The sequence below is a fragment of the Streptomyces sp. NPDC088252 genome (genome assembly GCF_044740965.1).
Classification (GTDB): domain Bacteria; phylum Actinomycetota; class Actinomycetes; order Streptomycetales; family Streptomycetaceae; genus Streptomyces.
The window spans coordinates 309,489-327,567 of the sequence record NZ_JBIURS010000005.1; the positions used below are offsets into that span (position 1 = coordinate 309,489).

Consider the following 18,079-nt stretch of genomic DNA (forward strand, 5'->3'; position numbering starts at 1 on the left):
AGCTTCTGAGGATGCCGCGTGGCGTGTGACCGCCGCTCCCCCGGCCGGGACGACCTTGCCGAGGCCGTCCCACCGTGCGGTCATGTCGAATGATCTCCGGTGCGTTGAGCGTCATGGCGAAGGGGCCGAGGTTCGCTGCTGTGACGGCCATGCCGTCCGCGAGGGAGGGGAGGTGGGGACCATCGCGTCACTTCCATGGTGGCGGGACGGGCTCGCCCCTGCCGGTTGGCCACGGAGTGGAGGTACGCATCGGGGCTGCTGGTTGGCTGTGGGGTCCGTCCGTGGAGCGGGTGCCGGCTGTGTCCTGTGGCTGAGTGGGGAAGGCCGGCAGGGTGGGGAAGGCTGGCAGGGAGGGGACTCGGACGGCCTGGGGAAAGTCGAGCACCTGGCCGGGGTCGTAGGTCGCCTTGACCCTTTGCAGGCGGGGGTAGTTGTCGGCGTAATAGGCGTTTTCCCAGCCCAGGAGTTCGGGGTCGGTGTCGTTGACGTAGGCCCCGGGGCCCAGGTGCATCTGCATGGCGGCGTGGGTGTTTCGCATCGAATCCAGCCGGGCGGCGGAGTCGGAGGGCGGGCATGTCCGGGGCCATGTGGTGATGTATTGAAGGACTGCCAGGGCGTTTCGGTGTGGAAACGCCGTCGCGCTGCTGGTGATGTCGGCCACGGCGCCTCCCAGGGAGTCGAGGTAGAAGCCGCCGGTGGCGCCGAGCCCGTGGAGGTCGTTGATGCCTGCGATCAGGACGGCGGTGGCGGCTTCGGTCATGGGTGCACGCACGATGTGCGACTTCCCGGCCCAGGCCATCCGGTCATCGCCGCCGGGGGTGTCACCCGAGTCGTTGCAGGCACCCGGGTCCGTGAAGGCAGGGGCGGGCCAGGCGGATTCGGAGTGCGTCGCGCTGTCGCGCAGGGGGTGGTCGGTGACCATGGCGGACTCGACGTAGCTGCCGGGTGTGATGTTGATCCGTTTCGGCGGGCGTCCAACGGCTGCGATCAGGCGGTCGATCACGCGGAGAAGCGAGGCGGTGCCGCCGATCCAGGCGCCGTGCACGATGGGTTGGGAGGGCCCGCTGCCATCGAGCAGGATCCGTACGTCGCAGGAAAGTCCCCAAGCGCGGGAGAAGGCACTCTTGCCGCCACCGAGGGTCAAGCCGGCGACCCCGACCGATCCCCACCGTCCTGCTGCGATCGCCAGGTTGGAGCGTGCGAGGGTCTGTCCGGCGCTCGTGCTGCTGACACCGGCGCCCAGGCGCACCCTGTCGCGTGAGACGGTGATGCTGTTCAGGGCGGCGACATCGATCACCAGCCCTGGGGTGGTGGAGAAGCCTGCGTAGTTGTGGCCACCCGCGCGGACAGCGGTCGCTGTGCCGGTCTCGGCGGCGTAGGCCAGGCACGCCGCGGCGTCGTCCTCGTCTGCGATGCGGGCGATGGCTGCGGGCATGACGATGTCGTAGCGCTGGTTGTGCAGCACCCGGGCTTTGTCGTAGTCCGGGTCGCCCGGGCGCAGGAGCCGCCCGTGAAGCCTTCGTGCCAGCCGGGTGAGCTCCGCGTCGGAGCGGTGCCCGTGGGCCCGGACGGTGGGGCGTGATCCGGTGTGCGTCGTGACCGTACCGGTGGAAGGTGTCTTGGCGGGGGTGATGGCCTGGGGCTGGGTGAACAACTGGTCCGGGTCCACTGCGGCCTTGACGCGTTGCAGGCGGGGGTGGTTGTCGCCGTGATAGGCGGTTTCCCAGTCGTCGAGTTCGGGGTCCATGCCGTTCACGTAGCCGCCGGTGCCCAGGTGGGGGCGCATGGTGGTGTGGATGTCGCGGAGCCACTGCATGCGCTGTTCGATGTGGGGCAGCGGGGTGAACTCGTGCCAGTAGGAGTGGTATTGGACGACACCGACGGCCGACCGGTGGGGGAAGGCGGTGGCGTCCGGTGCCACGTCGTTGACCGCCCCGCCCATGGAGTCGATGAGCAGCCCTCCGGCTCCGGTGACGCCGTTGAGCCGGTGGAGCCGGTTGACCGCGGCGACCATGTCGTCGGCTGCCGCCGGGGTCATGGGCCGGCGGACGATGTGCGACTTGGCTGCGAAGGCAACGCGGGGCCCGATGGTTCCCCCGCCCCAGCGCTCCGGTTCGGCTGCCGCCTGGACGTAGCTGACGGGGTGGGTGACGCGGTCGCTCTCGGGCCTGCCGACGGCGGTGACCAGGCTGTCGAGGAGCGGCTGGACTTGGCGGGGGGTGCCGATGAAGGTTCCGGTGACAACGAGTTCGGACGGTGCGCCTCTGTCGCTGAGCTGTTCGATGGCGGTGCACAGTTCGCGCGGCAGGTTCGGGTCGGCGTTCCAGGCTGTCCAGCCCTGGATGAGGGCGGACATGTCCTTCATGGGCCAGCGCATGACGATGCGGGTGAAGGCCATGTCGCTGATGTCGACGGTGGTGTAGTCCAGTGCGGTGACCACGCCGAAGTTGCCTCCGCCACCGCCCAGCATGGCCCAGTGGAGATCGCGGTCGGCACCCGGGGAATGAGCGTTGACGCTGCGGAGTTGTCCGTCCGCGGTGACGATGTCCACACCCGTGAGGTGGTCGATGGCCAGGCCCCAGGACCGGGTGAAGGCGCTCAGGCCGCCCCCCAGGGTCGCTCCGGCCACCCCGATGGAGGGGCAGCGCCCCAGCGGCAGGCCCGCTCCGGATGCGGCCAGTGCCGTGTGGGCCGCCATCCCCAGCGTTCCCGCACCCAGCCTGACCCGGCCGTCGCCCACCGTGATCGAGTTCAGTTCGCGCAGGTGGACCACGAGGCCGGGACCGGTGGAGTACCCCGCGTAGCTGTGGCCGCCGGAGCGGATCGTCAGTTGCACGCCGCGCTCTCGCGCGAAGGTCACGCACGCGGCAACGTCCTCGGCGGTGGCCGGGTAGGCCACGGCTTGCGGGTGCACGTCGTCGTAGCGCTGGTTGACCACGAGCCGTGCCTGCTCGTAGCCGGCGTCGTGAGGCTCCAGCAGCGTTCCGCTCATCCTGACGTCGAGGGCCGACCAGTCCACGGTGCTCGGGGTTCGGCTGCTGGACCGGATTCTTCGGTGGGTCGCGGAACACGGCGACGGGGTGGCCGGGTCCTGGGTGAGCGAGGCGGCGGTGAGGAGGGCCGGCAGGGTGTGGAGGGAGGCCAGGACCGGAAAGTCGAACGGCAGCGGGCGGGGGCCCGTCTGGTCGGGTACAGAGGTGAATCCGCCGTCGGAGTCCTGGTGGGCCAGGAGGTAGCTGATGCCACGGCGGGCGCACGCGTGGTTGCCGTGGCGGGCCAGGACGGGCACGGCCTGTGCCGTGGACAGCACGTCGCTGGAGTCGTTGTTCTGCCGGCCCCAGCCTCCGTCGGCGTTCTGCACGGCAGTCAGGTGTGACACTGCTCGCGCGGTCGCCTCGGCGATCCGGGCGGCGAGGGAAGCGGAAGGCTGCGGCACCGCGTGCAGGGCGTTGAGCGTGCGGAGGATCCCGCTGGACTCGCTGATCGTCCAACTGCGCTCGAAGGTTCCGTCAGGTCGCTGGGCGTCGAGGACGAACCCGGCGGACCTGGTGAGCAATGCGTGGTGCCGCCCGGTGGGGGCGAGTGCGAGGAGGGCCCCGGCGGTCATGTCCAGGTCGGGCGCATCGCTGCTGACCCAGGTTGGGAAGCCGCCGTCCGGCCCGGCCATGGCTTCCAGGTATCGGGTGGCCCGTCGCAGGCGGGAGGCGTAGCGCTCGGGGGCACTGGCCTGGAGGAACTCCATGCAGCGGGTGGTGGTGTCGAGGTCTGTCTGGGACATGGCGCTGGCGAACGGCCAGCCACCGTCGGGCGCCTGCCAGGAGGCGACGAACTCGCCCATCCGGCCCGTGAGCGGGCGCAGCCGGTCATCGGCAAGGAAGGCCAGCCCGGCGACGGCTGCGAGCCAGAGGTCCTGGCTGTCGAGAAACGGCAGCCCTCCGTCGCGGTTCTGAGCCAGCGTCATCCTCAGAATGCCGTCGTCCACCACCGGGTGGCCGGGGCGGAAGCCGCGAACGGCGTGCAGGGCGAGCAGGTGGGTGGTGGCGCCGGCCTCCCAGAACAGCCGGTTGCGGCCGGTGCCCAGCGAGTCGACCAGCCGGTTGCGTTCGGCTCCGGTCACCATGTGCGGGTGGCCGGTCGCCCGGGCGCAGATCACCCGGATGGCGAGAAGATTGACATCGGTGTACGTCGTGATCCGGTCCGGCGGCATCGACGGCAGGAGATCGTCGTCCGTCATGGGGGCGTCGCACAGCAGGTGAAGCACTGCCCGCATCATGGCGGCCTTGAACCGGCCGCGCCCACCGGTTCCGCGGTTCAGCTGTCCGGCGAGCTCCGCGACAGCCCGGCGTGCCCGTCCCGCTGTTTCGGCGGGGTGGAGACAGGCATCGATCAAAAGGGCGTCGACGGGATCCGCGCCCACCCGGCGTGCGCGCAGAAACAAGGTCAGCTGTTCCTGCTGGGGCTCGTGTGTCCGTGCGGCGCGCAGGAGGGCGAGGAACAGTGCCGATTCCAATACCCGGCTGGCGCACCGGTCGGTCACCGCTCCTCCGGGCGAGACGGCCAACGAAAGATGCCGGGTGAGGCGGTCGATGCTCCTCGGCACGTCTGTCGGTGCCTGCCAGGGGCCGGGCGATCCGGTGGCCGGACCAGAGGGCGGAGGATTGTTGCCGGCCCGCTCTGGCTCGGCCGGCCGGGCGGCGTCGGGGCCTGCTGCCTCGGGGTCGTTGCGTCGCGTTTCTCCCTGCCAGGCCAGGGCCCCGTCGAGGAAGGAGCGGATCCGATCGACTCGTACGCTCAGACCTGCACTGTGCGGTCCTTGAGCGAGCGCGGTTGCCGCTGCCGCGTCGAAGGCGTCCATGCGTTCGCTGATCATCGTGCGGGCGATCGCGGCAGCCTCGTGGTGGGTGCACCGGCGTTCACGCGCGAGGATCGAGACGAGGTTGTCCGTTCCTTCAGCGGATTCCCGTTCCGCCGATGCCAGGTCGTTGGTCCACGCGACGAGATCCGCGGTGGCCTCGCGCAGACTCTCCAGGTCGCTCTCCTCGCCGGACAGCCCGCGCTCCACCAGAGCGAGCAGCGGCAGCACCGTGATGGTGTGCCGGCGCATCTCCACGTAGCGGGACAGCGCAAGGGGAGTGCGCCTGGTGCGCAGCAGGGATTCTTCACAGGTGGCGTCGGCGAAGTCGCGGTAGCGGGCGGCGAACCGCCTTGCCCATTGCGGGCTGGTGGCCGGTGTCGAGCGGTTCCACAGGTTCACGATCGCCCGCACCGCGGGGATGGACAGATCAGATGTGGTGGCCGACCCGTCCACCACGGAGACCAGGGAGTCCATGAGGGCCCGTACGTGCGAGGTACTGCCGTTGCCCGGTCCACGGTCGAGGCTGTCGTCGACCAGTGCGATGAAGGCACCCCACTGTGCCAGGAGTTCGAGTTCGGCCGGGTCCGCTCGGGGAGCGACGAAGCCGGCCATCCTTCCCTGCCCCATCCTCTCCAGACGCCGCTTCTCGTCCGGGGTCGTGAGCAGTCCCATGCGGTCGGCCCAGGCGCGTGCACGGCGTTCTGCCCGGTCCCACTGCCGGTTGCAGGTGGTCGGTTGGTTCATGGTTCGCTCGCCCTTGGTGGAAGTTCGTGTGCGGCTGGACAGCGGCGGGACGGGCCGCGTTCGAGGGGCTGGTGACCGACCTCGTTCCGCGAACTCATCCGTAGGGAGGCGGCCGGGATGCGGCTGGCTCCGAGCAGGGGGCCACGTCGAACCGGCGGTGCGGGCCCGCCGGTTCATACGGACCGATACCGGGCTCCGCGGCGCTCCAGGGCCGGGCTTCCTGGAGGCGGAGCGTGACCCGCTGGTGCTTGCCGGCGGCCCGGTGCTCCGACGTCCTCTTCGGCGGCGCGACCGGTGCCTCGCCCACCAACGTCGTGAACGTACGGCGGCCCGGCCCGGCCTCCTTCGTTATCTCCCGCAGGCTCATCGCACCGCACTCGACAGACCTCGAACGGCCTCAAACTCCAGCCGCCGATGCGGGTCCAAAGCCATCGTCAGTCGCCCCTCCGCCACCCCGAAACCGACCACAGCAGACTTGCGGCACCCACCCGTCACCGCATCAACTTTGGTGCACTCTCCTTCGTACGAGGTGATGCACGATCACTTGTACGGCGCCGACTGTCGGCGTACTCCTGTGTAAGTGGCTCTGGCACGCATTCCGTTTGCGCCGTGAGGCGCTGTTGGTTCGCGTGGAGGTGGAATACCTGCACCAACCCGCTGTCGCAGCAGTTAGGTTGAAGCTGAGGGCAGCCTGATCCGGGTGATGCCGGGGCGGGTGAGAGCGGCCCTGACAAAGCCGGGACGTGTCCAGTACTGCCAGATGGGGCGGGCCCGGCAAGCGCTCTGGCGCGCCGGGCTACCGGTATGCAGCTCAATCAGCTGCCGGCCGACCAGGGCGGCGGCCCAGGAGGTGCGGCCGCCGGCGGCACGCTGGACTACAACAGCGCGTCCATCAACGGGAACGCCAATCTGTTGATCGAGATCGCGGGCTTCCTTTACGAGGGGCGGCCGGACGGTGACCTGTGCACCATGGCGCGGGAACCACGGGCCCACAGCGACGTAGCCGCACAGGTCGAACGCTTCGGCAGGTTCGCTGACGACCAGTATCAGGACGCGGTCGCGCTCTTCGCTGCTCTCGCCACGCGACTCAAAAGCGCCGGGACGGACTTCGTCACCGTGGACGACGGCAACGCCCAGCAGTTCCTGGAAACTATCCTGCGTGACGGTAGCTACGTACCACCGGAGGCGAAGTGAGCGGGCTGAGTCACCGCAGTGATGTCGAGTTCCTGGAGGGCTGCAACCCGGCCCTCGTGGAGCGGACGCCGATGAATTCACCAGAATACGCAACATGCTGGCAGAGGCTGACGAGCCCGCCGAGCGGGCTGAGAAGAAGACGCACTGGCATAGTGAAGGAAGTCAGCGCTATGAGGCTCGCGTCGTTGAGGCACGCAAGCTGGTGACCAACCTTGCGGAGGGTTATGGCAAGGCGGCCAGTGCGCTCCGTAGCTGTGCCTACGCGCTGACGACCGCGAAGAGCCACTACTCCAACGGCAAGGCCAATGAACAGGCATTGGCCGAACTGATCGCCACCAAGGGAACCGCGATCACCCGTGAGGCGCAGGACGCGGAGCCCATGCGTCAGTGGGAGGACATGCGCGGTACAACGGGCGTGCTCGACTTCTTCGCTGAGCTGACCATGGACGTGGACGACATCAAGGACGAGGCGAACCGACTGCACGATGCTGCGGGGGGCAATTTTCACCTCGCCAAGACAACGGAGAAGGAGGCGCGTGACATCTGCGTACACGGAATGAAGCAGGCCTACGACCTGCTTCCTGAATTCCGATTGCGGAACGTCCCGCGCGTGGACATCTTCTCAGCCATCGCCGCCATGCAGCGCGAGGCCCACGAGGCCAGCAGCAACCCTCTGACCCATCTGCCCGGCAGCGGACCGAAACAGGACTACACGGCACAGGTCGGCAGTGCTCCGGTCTCGCCGACGCTTCGTGACATCAGGACGCAGGTCGCCAACCTGCCTCAGCCGAAGGATGGTTACTGGCTTCCTCCGTCCTCGGACCAGGAGAAGAAGGAGTGGATCGCGGCGAACAAGGAGATCATCCAGGCTGCGGCGAAGAACTCCGGACTGCCTCCGGACATGGTCGCGGGCATCGCATGGCAGGAGATCGCAGGCCAGCCGGGGTACGCGGACGACGTGGTCGACACGATCCGTGAGCAGGCCGACGCACCCTGGGGGCTGAGCCCTATCTCACCGGAGAATCTGCCGGGTCGTCTCGGCGGTAGCCCCGACGAGACTTCCTTCGGACCCATCGCGATCCAGGTCCGACGTGGTGCTGAAGTGCTCGGTTATGATCCGGACAACCTGACCGAACACCAGCGCGCCGTCGTGGAGGAGTCCCTCCAGGACCCCGGGCAGAACATCTTCATCGCGTCCGAATACCTGGCGCAACTCAAAGCGGAGAGTGAGTTCGCCAACGTGCCCGCAGAGGAGATGACGTCCGCCCAGTACCAAGAACTTGCCGCGCGGTACAACGGTGGGCCCTACTGGGAAGGCGACAAGGCCCAGGCGTACGGCCGGGGATTCAACAACGACCTCGATAACGCCAGGAAAGCACTGCGCTGATGTCCGACCAGTTCGAAACCACACGTGCGCCCGGGGACGACAGCGGCTGCCTTCGACGGGTCATGGCTGTACCGCTGACACTCCTCTATGCGATCGCAGCATTCTGTTGCTATACGGCGCTGATCACCCGCCCTTCGGGGAGCTGGGACCAGGACGCGTACGGTGCGATCACACTGATGTGTTTTCTCGCCGTCGTGGTCAGCGGCCTCGGACTGCTCGTCACGGTCGTCCCGCCCACGGTACGGCGCGCGATGGGCCCCTGGTGGTTGGCGCCGCCGCTGATGCTCAGTGCGATCGCGGTGGCCCGGTGGGTTTTGGGAGGCTGATGGCTGTCCTGTGATGGGGCAGCCTTCAGGCCGGCCGTCAATCTGGCGAACTTGGCCGATCATGAACACGACGCGGTGGTCCGGTGAATTGGTCCGGGCGAGGCTTTTCGACCTTGTGGCGGATTGGGACTTCGACCTTGCCATCTCCGTCGCCACCGGCGACCCGAAGAAGGTGCAACGACGGTTCGCGGACATGGACAAACTCTTCCGGGGGGTACTGAACCGCCCGGGTCAGGTGGAGACTCGATTTCATGAAAGGATCGAGTCATGGCACGACCTTCCCGTTATCCGCTTGAGCTCCGCCGCGGTGCGGTGCGCATGGTCGCCGAGGTGCGCGACGACTACCCGAACGAGACGGCCGCTCTGCAGGCGGTGACCGGGAAGCTCGGTATCGGTTCCCGCGAGACGCTGCGGAACTGGCTGAAGCAGCACGAGATCGACGCGGGCACGCGCCCGGGCACAACCGGGATCGCGGGGCCGAACTCCTGATCGCCCTCGCCCAGGACACCACCCTCAACTTCCACGCCCGCCGCTCGGCGGCCGAAGACCTGAGCTGAGTGGCCGGATACCAGGAACGCGCGGCCGGACTCCTCGACCGACTGCCCGACGACGACGCCATGCGGGGCACCCACCGCCGCTTCCGCATAGTCGAGAGCCTCGGCCGCAAACCCTGGCGGCGGATCCGCAAGGTGTTCAGAGGGCGTTACATGGATTCTTGGCATAGTTCATGACGCTGTGGCGGTGCCCCGAATCCCCCTCGAATCGGGCAGATTTGCGGCGTGGTTGCAGCGACTCGGCCGGATAGGGCCGTGCTTGACGGCGTCGCGCCGAAACTGCAGATCAACCGCCCGGTTGCAATCGAGGCCCTCGTCGCCAATCGTCCTGACAGTCCATGTAGCGCCTTCTCGATGACAGTCTCCGGGTTAGCAGGCAGCGGCCGCCGACCGACGCTCGCGCACCAGGCAGTGAAGGCGGCCATGTCGGCGGAATACATCAGGCGGGTGGAGTCGGTCAGCTGTCGGTTGGTCTCGGCGCTCCCCGCGGCTATGTGCTGAGGGCCAGAGCCTGGGGCGCGTAGGCTTGTCACGCTGCTCAACGTAGGGCGGCCCGACACCCCGCTGGCCCGGACGTCACGGCGGGTGCTCCCACGAGGTCGGCGCAGGCTCAGCCCGTCACGGCGCCCGTCTGCGACAGCGGACCCGCGCCCGCGTGGTGCGGGTCCTCTTGCGTGGCGAGGTGGTCAGCCGGAGGACTCGGATGCGCGGCCGGACCCCAGGCTCGCGTCGCGAGGCCGGAGACGTCGGGCAGATAGCGGTTCACCTCGTCGACCAGACGCGGTCGGCGTGACGCGACCGACATCGGACGTTGCGAGGCCACTTCGGCGACAACTCTCCGTGAAGGCTGACGGTTACTCAGGCTTCTCTGACGTACCGTCAACTATTCAAGATCATCTTGCACGTGCGTTGCACAAGATGCTGAAAAACAACAGTGATCAGTGGAGGGCCGTGAGGGTGAGTATCCGCAGGTCAGCTGGCATGTTGAGGTGTCGTGCCCCTTGCCTCCAAGGGGCACGACATCGTGCCGATCAGATGTCCCGGAAGATCTCGATCTGTGCCCCCACGGAGTTGAGCCGCTCCGCCAGTTCCTCGTAACCGCGGTTGATCACATACACATTGCGCAGTACGGACGTGCCCTCCGCCGCCATCATGGCGAGCAGCACCACCACCGCGGGACGCAGTGCGGGCGGGCACATCATCTCGGCGGCGCGCCACCGGGTCGGGCCCTCGACCAGCACCCGGTGCGGGTCGAGGAGTTGCAGCCTGCCGCCCAGGCGGTTCAGGTCGGTGAGGTAGATGGCCCGGTTGTCGTAGACCCAGTCGTGGATGAGGGTCTGACCTTGGGCGGAGGCGGCGATGGCCGCGAAGAAGGGCACATTGTCGATGTTGAGCCCGGGGAACGGCATGGGGTGGATCTTGTCGATCGGTGCCTCCAGTTTGGAGGGCCGGACCGTGAGGTCGACCAGCCGGGTACGGCCGTTGTCGGCGGTGTACTCCGTCGTACGGTCGCAGTCGACGCCCATCTCCTCCAGCACCGCGAGCTCGATCTCCAGGAACTCGATCGGTACCCGGCGGATCGTCAGCTCGGACTCCGTCACCACGGCGGCGGCGAGGAGGCTCATCGCCTCGACCGGGTCCTCGGAGGGGGAGTAGTCGACGTCCACGTCTATGTGCGGGGAGCCGTGCACGGTCAGAGTGGTGGTGCCGATGCCGTCGACGCGTATGCCCAGCGCCTCCAGGAAGAAGCACAGGTCCTGGACCATGTAGTTGGAGGATGCGTTGCGGATGACGGTCGTGCCGTCGTGCCGGGCGGCGGCCAGCAGCGCGTTCTCGGTCACGGTGTCCCCGCGCTCGGTCAGCACGATGGGACGGTCGGGCGTGACCGAGTGGTCTATCCGGGCGTGGTAGAGCCCCTCGGTCGCGGCGATCTCCAGGCCGAACCGGCGCAGCGCGATCATGTGCGGCTCGATGGTCCGCGTACCGAGGTCGCAGCCGCCCGCGTACGGGAGCTTGAACGAGTCCACCCGGTGCAGCAGCGGGCCGAGGAACATGATGATGGAACGGGTCCGGCGGGCGGCGTCCGCGTCGATGGCGGACAGGTCGAGCCGGGCGGGCGGGACGATCTCCAGATCGGTACCGTCGTTGATCCACCGGGTCCGCACGCCGATGGAGTTCAGCACCTCCAGGAGGCGGTAGACCTCCTCGATACGGGCCACCCGGCGCAGCACCGTACGGCCCTTGTTGAGCAGTGTGGCGCAGAGCAGGGCCACGCACGCGTTCTTGCTCGTCTTGACGTCGATGGAGCCCGAGAGCCGGCGACCACCGACCACTCGCAGGTGCATGGGCCCGGCGTAGCCGAGCGACACGATCTCGCTGTCGAGTGCCTCACCGATGCGCGCGATCATCTCAAGGCTGATGTTCTGGTTGCCGCGCTCGATGCGGTTCACGGCGCTCTGGCTGGTGGCGAGCGCCTCGGCGAGCTGACTCTGTGTCCAGCCCCGGTGCTGACGGGCGTCACGTATGAGCTTGCCGATGCGTACGAGGTAATCGTCTGACATGGCGAAAGGCTATCTCAGATATGAGATGAGACCTGTGGTGGGGTGTGGCATTCGGGTGACGGCAGGGCGTGGAGGCACGGAAGTTGCGCGGCCGGTCGCGTGTGAAGGGTGCGGCGAACGGCGCATCGTGCGTTCCATGGTTCACCCGGACCGGCGTGACCGCGAACGGTGTACGCCCGTCCGGGGAACGGGGAACGGGGAACGGGGAACGGGGAACGGGGAACCGGGCCGACGCTGCGCTCCGGCCGCCGGATCCACGCTGTTCCCGGCGGCCTTGCCCTGGCCTCGGGTCCGCTGCCCCGGTCCCCGAATCAGCCCTCGACGGCGCCTTCGAATCCGCTTTCGGCCAGGATCCTGTCGATGCGGGCGCGATGCGCCTTCTCCCAGTCGTCGAGGGATTCACCCGCTTCCTTGGCCAACTTCTGCCGGGCATCGAGGAGTACCTGCGCCCGGCGGGCACGGGGAGTGACCACGACGCCCTCCTCGTCGGCCACCACGATGTCGCCGGCGTGGACGTCCACGCCGCCGCACCGGACCGGACCGTTGAGCGGTCCGACGGCCTTCTTGGCTCCGGGGATGGGGACGACCCCCCTGGCGAAGACGGGAAAGCCCATGTCGCGCACCTCGGCGAGGTCACGGATCACCCCGTCGGTCACGAACGCCACGATTCCCCGCCGCTGCGCGACGGCGCAGACGTTTCCGCCGGCGAGCGCGTAGTCCACGTCGCCCGCTTCGACGACGACGACCGAGCCGGGTTCCGCGCGGTGGATGGCCGCGTGAAGCATCAGGTTGTCGCCCGGGGGGCACCGCACGGTGAACGCCGGGCCGGCGACGCGCGGCATCGAGGGCCACAGGGGGCGGATGCCGAGGTCCATGACCTGTTCCCGCCCGAGGAGATCGGCGAGGGTGGTCGGGGAGATGTCCTTGAACTCGGTGACGTCGTTCATGTTCCTCCTTCGTCCGGGCACCCGTACCGCTCCGGGGGCCGATACGCCCGTCGGGGCACCGGGCGGGCGGCGTGCGGCGGCGAGACTACCGAACGGCGGGGCGGGTCCGGGCCGCGGCGGCGAGCGCCGGGCGAGGCCGGCCGGCTGCCGGGGCGTCGGCGGGACGGACGCCGCGGCAGCGGGACACCGAAGTGTGTGGCCACCTCGGGGGGCGGCCCGGTGGCGACCACCTCCGTGGTGCCGGCGGCGAAGGCTCCCGGAGCCGGGCGGGGAGCGATGCCCGTTCTACGGGCGCGGGCAGTGGCGGGAGAGGCGGTACCGGGCGGGGCGGCTGAGAAGTCGTTGGCTACGCCTTCAGGCCGGCGTCGTTACGTCGACGGCCGAGCGCGCCCCTGCCCCGTCTCAGTGAAGTTACCAATGGTTGGGATGGGACAATCTCTCGCTTTCGAATCGGTCGACTCCTGGTCGACTCCTGCCCTGATTTCCCCTCTGAACGCTGGCATGATCCCCATGTGGCCGAGTCAGGCGCTATGTAGCATCTGCACAATTCAAGGAGGCTCGTGTGACCCGCAAAGGTCGTGTGCTGGTGACGGGTGTCGGTGCGATGACGCCACTGGGAGCCGATGCGCCGACGTCGTGGTCGGGGCTGCTGGACGGTGAGTCGGGGGTGCGTTTCCTGGAGGAGGAGTGGGCCGCGGACCTGCCCGTGCACGTTGCGGCCGGGCTCACGGTGGATCCTGCCGCCCTGCTTCCGAGGGTCGAGGCCAGGAAGCTGGACCGCAGTGAGCAGGTCGCCGTTCTCAGTGCGCGCGAAGCCTGGCAGGACGCCGGTGCTCCGCAGGTCGAGCCGGAACGACTCGCCGTCGTCATCGGTACTGGGACCGGTGGTGTCCTCACCACGCTGGGGCAGGACGACGTCTTCGAACGCGCCGGGATTCGCCGGCTGTCGCCGTTCGCGGTCCCCATGCTGATGCCCAACGGGTCGGCTGCTCGGGTGAGCATGGACCTGGGCGCGAAGGGAGGCGCCAGGACTCCGGTGAGTGCCTGTGCGTCCGGGGCGGAGGCCCTCGCCCTGGGGCGGGATCTGATCCGCAGCGGGCGGGCGGACGTGGTCGTCGCAGGTGGGGTGGAGGCATGCCTGCACCCCTTCACCATTGCGGCATTCGCCCAGATGAAGGCCCTGTCGACGCAGTCCGTGGACCCGGAGACCGTGTCCCGTCCGTTCGACGTCAAGCGGTCCGGGTTCGTCATGGGCGAGGGCGCGGGGATGATGGTGCTCGAACGCGCCGAGTTCGCCCGGGCCCGTGGAGCACGTGCCTACGGAACGCTGGCCGGCAGTGCCGTGAGTTCGAGCGCAAACCACATCACGGCCTCCGACGCGGAAGGCCAGGCCTTCGCCATGGAACTGGCGCTGCGCGACGCCGGCCTGGCCCCGGCGGACATCGGGGTCGTGCACGCCCACGCCACCTCGACGGAGTCCGGTGACCTGGCGGAGGCCGAGGCGATCGGCCGGGTCATCGGCAGCCACGCCGCGGTGACGGCGACGAAGTCGATGACAGGTCACATGATGGGCGCGTCCGGAACGGTTGGCGCCATGGCCGCTCTGTTCGCGCTCAGGGACGGCACGGTGCCGGCCACGCGCAACCTCGACGAACTCGACCCGCGCGTGGAACTGGACGTGGTGCGCGGTGGGCGGCGCACCGGCAAGTGGTCTGCCGCGCTGGCCAACTCGTTCGGGTTCGGCGGACACAACGTCAGCCTCGTCTTGACCAAGTGACGACGAGACCTTGACCGCCACACGTGGTCAGGCGCTGTCGTTCCTCGGTACGGGGAGCTCGCGTATCCACCTGTCGCCGGTTCTCCGCAGAGCTCAGTTCGGCGGTCGCCGCCGGTGATCCCGGTCGGCAGCGGGACGTCCCAGGGGACCGGAGTCAGCGGGCGCTCGGATCCGGAACAAACCAATCGCCCTCACGTCGATGCTCCCGTAGGGTGCGCGGGTTGTCGTGGCGGAGAGGCGGTTCGGAACGTGGCACCCAGGTCGGTGACGCGTGAGCAGTTGGCGGGTGCGGCGCGGGCCGCGCTGGGTGGCGGGCGGCGACTGGAGGCGGCCGAGCGGGTCGCGGGCGGCAGCAAGAAGGGCGTGTACCGCCTGGTGATGGACGACGCGACGACGGCGATCGCCTACCTGTGGGACGACGCCGAGAACTACTGGCCGGCGGCCGAGGGCGACGACGACCTCACCGATCCGTTCTCGCCCGGCCCGGGGCTCGATCCGTTCCAGGCCGCGCACACGCGGCTGGACGCGCTTGGCGTCCGCGTACCGGCGATCCGTCTTGTCGACCGCGACGGCGCCCACTGCCCGGCCGACCTCGCGATCGTCGAGGACCTCCAGGGGGAGAGCCTGGAGGAGTTGCTCGCGCGCGACCGGCGCGCCGCTGCTCCGGTCATGGCCCGGCTCGCGGAGTCGCTGGAGGCGATGCGGGGCCACCGGGCACCGGCGTACGGCAAGGTGGCTGTGGTCGACGGCGGAGGAACGTCGCGCGGCACGTCGTGCGAGGGGGTGGTGCTCGACCGCGCGCTGCGGGACCTCGCCGAGGCGGCCTCGCGCGATCCGCGCATCGCAGACGCCCGCGACCGGCTGGAGGAACGGCTGCTGAGCCTGGCGGCGGTGGTGCGGCCGCGCGCGGAGTACACGGTCGTGCACGGCGAACTCGGGCCCGACCATGTGCTGGTGGACGCGGACGGGAGCCCGGTGGTGATCGACATCGAGGGGGTGATGTACTTCGACGTCGAGTGGGAGCACGTGTTTCTACGGATCCGCCTGCACGACGCCTACCGGCCGCTGGAGGTGGCAGGGTTGGACGGGCACCGTCTCGCGCTCTACATGCTCGCACAGCGACTCTCGCTGACGGCAGGCCCGCTGCGGCTGCTCGACGGGGACTTCCCCGACCGGGCCTTCATGGCGGGCATCGCCGAGTACAACCTGAAACAGGCGCTGGAACTGGTCCGCGCTTGATCTCCCGGGTGCCTCAACGGGCTCGGCCGGATCGAGGCGCATGCCGCAGGCCTGCGCGCCCTGGTGACCCGATGGAGTGCGGTCGGTCCGGCGGGGATCACCGCGGCCGACCGCAACTCCGTCCGCAGCGACCCCTACGGCGGGCTCCGCCGAGCTCGGCAGTTGCTCGGCCGTGCCGCACAGCTCCGTGGCCTGCTCGCCGCAGGGCGAACGGTCCTGCGGCGATCCCTCGCCCGGGCACGGTTCGACCCCGTCGGCGGCCAGGGCCCGGGCTGCTCGAAGGGCCACCCTGGGAACGGGCGCGTGCGGGCGCTACCGTCCGGTGTAGGTGAACTCGTCGGCCGGGCTGGTGGGAGAGGTGGCCTTGCCGACCGTCACGGTGACGTTCACCGTCTGGCGGTCGTCGAGCTGACCGGGCGCGGTTGCGGTGATCTGGCCGGTGGAGACGAATTTGACCGAATCGGATGCCTTGTCCTTGAAGTGCACGGTGGCGCCATCGGCGAAGCCCGAGCCGCTGATGGTGACCGGGGTGCCGACCTTTCCGCTGGTCGGGCCGACCGCACTGACCACCACAGGTGCGGGTCCGCCGTAGGCGAACTGCCCCATCGCGACGGCCGGGGAGGTGCCGAGGGTGTTGGTGACGCGGACGTGGACGACGCCGGTTCCGTTGGGGACCTGAGCGGTGATCCTGATGCCGGAGGGGTCGATGTCGCGCTTGGTGCAGGCGAAGCGTCCGAAGTCGACCACGCTGTCCGGACTGAAACCGGTGCCGTTGATGGTCACCGTGGCGCCTGGTGCGCCGAAGGTGGGGGTCACGTCGGTCACCACCGGTCCGGACGGGACGGCAGGCGCCCCCACCAGGTCCAGGTAGGTGGAGTTGGCGTGCTGGAAGGCGATCTGGCCGAGGAAGTCCTGGGTGGTCTTGTTGACCAGGTTCTTGGCAAAGCTCGTGTATCCGGTGTTCATCAGGCAGAGCGTGCCGGGCTGGACGTAGACGTTACCCCTGGTGCGCTTGGAGATCGCCCCGATGAGCAGCTTCACTTCTTCGGTCGCCTGTGGTCCCGGGCCGGGGTACCAGCCGGCGGTGGTGTCGAGATCGGCCCACGCGTGCGGTACCAGGTCGTAGGCGTTGTTCTGGCGCTCGTCGATGACCCACGGCACGGAGTCGAAGTAGTCGACGAAGCTCTGCACGCCGGCAGTGGGAGCGGCATAGGTGATCACCGCGAACTTCGGCTGTTTCGGCCAGGTCTGTGCCTGCAGGTACGGCGCGAGCATGGTGGCGATACAACCGCCCAGGCTGTGACCGGTCAGATGGACGGTCGGCTGCGGCGAGGAGGGCGCCGACTTGAGCACGGCGGCGAGCGCCTGAGCGAGCGTGACGTTCGGGGAGGGGGAGGCGATCGAGCGCGCGTTGACAACCCGTTTGAACGCATCCATCGCCCCCTTGGAAACGGCGATGGGCTTCGGTGATCCGCTTTCGGGGAACGGGACGACTGTGCCGACATCGAGGTCCTCGAGGATGTCGGTCAGATCGGCGTCCGTTCCCCGAGCGACCACGGCGAACTCGTTCGAGCCGTTGGTGCTCTGCGCGATGTAGGCCATATTGGCGTTGGCCTCGCTCAGGGCGAGCCACACCAGCTTCCACACGCCCTGCGTCGCAAGGCTGGGATCGTTCAGTTGCGCGTCGATGCCGGTGATGATTCGCTCGGTCTGATGCTCCAGGGTTTCGCCGGACGGACGCGGGGTGGCCCCGGTGGCTGCAAGGGCAGCCAGGGTCATGGTCACCTGGGCGATTGTCGGATCGGGCGCCATCGTCGTTCCTGCTCCTCGGATGTTTTGCCGGTGCGGAGGCGGGACGGCCTTTCGGCAGCATCAGGGCAGATCTGTGCCGAACCGGCCGTCGGATTGGATCGCACACAATCAGACCTCCCCTCTGCGTCGTCCGGTGCTCTTCCCGCCTTCCGGTTGACCAGGTTCACCTTGTTGGCCGTTCGTCATACCCAGAACTCGAAGCCGACGTGCTGCCCGGTCGTCGCCCAGTACCAGCCTGCGAAGCGACGCTCACCACGTGACCGCCGAAACGGCCGTACCGGAGCCACGTCCTCGAAGCGGGCCGTCACACAGTCCAGCAGCGGACGGCGCTGTCGCCGGCATACGGCATTCACGTACGACAGCTCTGCGTATGGCTCTGCAAGATCCGCCCCAGCCGGTACAGCCACCCCGCACCCCGAGCACGTTTTGCCCGTACGGCTGGGTTCACCGAGACAGAAGGCGGAACGACTGGGTTCGCTGAGTGAACGCCTTGATCGGATGAGGGCGGTCACTGACCTGTCGCAGTGAAGATTGAGCGATTCTCATCGAAGGTTGAGTGACTGCTCCTAGTGAGCCGAAGCACGATATCTGTCACCAAGGCAGGCTGTCTGTCACCAGGCCTTCCGGGCAGGGTGTGCGCGGGGCTGGAAGCCGTGCGAGAACCCGTGATCCGTGACGTTCTG

At 68.6% G+C, this 18,079-nt stretch carries 11 protein-coding genes; 6 read left to right on the forward strand and 5 right to left on the reverse strand.

Annotated features, from left to right (window positions below):
* Positions 1–187: 187 nt before the first annotated feature.
* Complete coding sequence (locus ACIOHC_RS13360; protein ID WP_401842751.1) at positions 188–5,599, reverse strand: FAD-binding protein; 5,412 nt, start codon at positions 5,597–5,599, stop codon at positions 188–190.
* 804 nt (positions 5,600–6,403) lie between these two features.
* Between ACIOHC_RS13360 and ACIOHC_RS13365 the strand changes: the two genes are divergently transcribed.
* The 4 genes from ACIOHC_RS13365 to ACIOHC_RS13380 all read left to right on the forward strand — a co-directional run bounded on the left by ACIOHC_RS13365 (position 6,404) and on the right by ACIOHC_RS13380 (position 8,995).
* Positions 6,404–6,793 carry a hypothetical protein gene (locus tag ACIOHC_RS13365; protein ID WP_351074995.1) on the forward strand — a complete coding sequence of 130 codons (390 nt, stop codon included), beginning with the start codon at positions 6,404–6,406 and terminating at the stop codon, positions 6,791–6,793.
* Between the two features lie 94 nt (positions 6,794–6,887).
* Positions 6,888–8,180 (forward strand): hypothetical protein, encoded by a 1,293-nt coding sequence (locus ACIOHC_RS13370; protein ID WP_365691550.1) that lies wholly within the window; start codon positions 6,888–6,890, stop codon positions 8,178–8,180.
* Positions 8,180–8,506 (forward strand): hypothetical protein, encoded by a 327-nt coding sequence (locus ACIOHC_RS13375; protein ID WP_351074991.1) that lies wholly within the window; start codon positions 8,180–8,182, stop codon positions 8,504–8,506. Before ACIOHC_RS13370 ends, ACIOHC_RS13375 begins: the two co-directional genes overlap by 1 nt.
* Positions 8,507–8,773: 267 nt before the next feature.
* A complete protein-coding gene (locus ACIOHC_RS13380) occupies positions 8,774–8,995 on the forward strand; it encodes a hypothetical protein (RefSeq protein WP_351074989.1) in 222 nt (73 codons plus the stop codon).
* 675 nt (positions 8,996–9,670) lie between these two features.
* On the opposite strand, the gene ACIOHC_RS13385 is transcribed toward ACIOHC_RS13380, so the two are convergent.
* The 3 genes from ACIOHC_RS13385 to ACIOHC_RS13395 form a co-directional block, all read right to left on the reverse strand.
* Positions 9,671–9,865, reverse strand: coding sequence for a hypothetical protein (locus ACIOHC_RS13385; protein ID WP_365691552.1), 195 nt, complete (start codon positions 9,863–9,865; stop codon positions 9,671–9,673).
* A 226-nt stretch (positions 9,866–10,091) separates the two neighbouring features.
* Positions 10,092–11,621, reverse strand: coding sequence for a UDP-N-acetylglucosamine 1-carboxyvinyltransferase (locus ACIOHC_RS13390; RefSeq protein WP_351074985.1), 1,530 nt, complete (start codon positions 11,619–11,621; stop codon positions 10,092–10,094).
* A gap of 311 nt (positions 11,622–11,932) precedes the next feature.
* Complete coding sequence (locus tag ACIOHC_RS13395) at positions 11,933–12,568, reverse strand: RraA family protein (RefSeq protein WP_351074983.1); 636 nt, start codon at positions 12,566–12,568, stop codon at positions 11,933–11,935.
* Positions 12,569–13,130: 562 nt separating this feature from the next.
* Here ACIOHC_RS13395 and ACIOHC_RS13400 point away from each other — a divergent pair.
* Together ACIOHC_RS13400 and ACIOHC_RS13405 are read left to right on the forward strand one after the other, a co-directional pair.
* On the forward strand, positions 13,131–14,345 hold the full coding sequence (locus ACIOHC_RS13400) for a beta-ketoacyl-[acyl-carrier-protein] synthase family protein (protein ID WP_351074981.1): 1,215 nt from the start codon (positions 13,131–13,133) through the stop codon (positions 14,343–14,345).
* A 264-nt stretch (positions 14,346–14,609) separates the two neighbouring features.
* The gene (locus ACIOHC_RS13405; protein WP_351075078.1) at positions 14,610–15,584 is read left to right on the forward strand and encodes a phosphotransferase; all 975 of its coding nucleotides are present in this window, start codon (positions 14,610–14,612) and stop codon (positions 15,582–15,584) included.
* 312 nt (positions 15,585–15,896) lie between these two features.
* Here the strand turns inward: ACIOHC_RS13405 and ACIOHC_RS13410 are convergent, their stop codons facing one another.
* Positions 15,897–17,363 carry an IPT/TIG domain-containing protein gene (locus ACIOHC_RS13410; protein ID WP_351075076.1) on the reverse strand — a complete coding sequence of 489 codons (1,467 nt, stop codon included), beginning with the start codon at positions 17,361–17,363 and terminating at the stop codon, positions 15,897–15,899.
* Positions 17,364–18,079: the final 716 nt, after the last annotated feature.

Excerpts from the sequence above, each read along its gene's own strand:
- ACIOHC_RS13410 (WP_351075076.1), bottom strand. The coding sequence starts at position 17,363 with ATGACCCTGGCTGCCCTTGCAGCCACCGGGGCCACCCCGCGTCCGTCC.
- ACIOHC_RS13380 (WP_351074989.1), top strand. The coding sequence starts at position 8,774 with ATGGCACGACCTTCCCGTTATCCGCTTGAGCTCCGCCGCGGTGCGGTG.
- ACIOHC_RS13395 (WP_351074983.1), bottom strand. The coding sequence starts at position 12,568 with ATGAACGACGTCACCGAGTTCAAGGACATCTCCCCGACCACCCTCGCC.
- ACIOHC_RS13375 (WP_351074991.1), top strand. The coding sequence starts at position 8,180 with ATGTCCGACCAGTTCGAAACCACACGTGCGCCCGGGGACGACAGCGGC.
- ACIOHC_RS13385 (WP_365691552.1), bottom strand. The coding sequence starts at position 9,865 with ATGTCGGTCGCGTCACGCCGACCGCGTCTGGTCGACGAGGTGAACCGC.
- ACIOHC_RS13370 (WP_365691550.1), top strand. The coding sequence starts at position 6,888 with ATGCTGGCAGAGGCTGACGAGCCCGCCGAGCGGGCTGAGAAGAAGACG.
- ACIOHC_RS13360 (WP_401842751.1), bottom strand. The coding sequence starts at position 5,599 with ATGAACCAACCGACCACCTGCAACCGGCAGTGGGACCGGGCAGAACGC.
- ACIOHC_RS13365 (WP_351074995.1), top strand. The coding sequence starts at position 6,404 with ATGCAGCTCAATCAGCTGCCGGCCGACCAGGGCGGCGGCCCAGGAGGT.
- ACIOHC_RS13390 (WP_351074985.1), bottom strand. The coding sequence starts at position 11,621 with ATGTCAGACGATTACCTCGTACGCATCGGCAAGCTCATACGTGACGCC.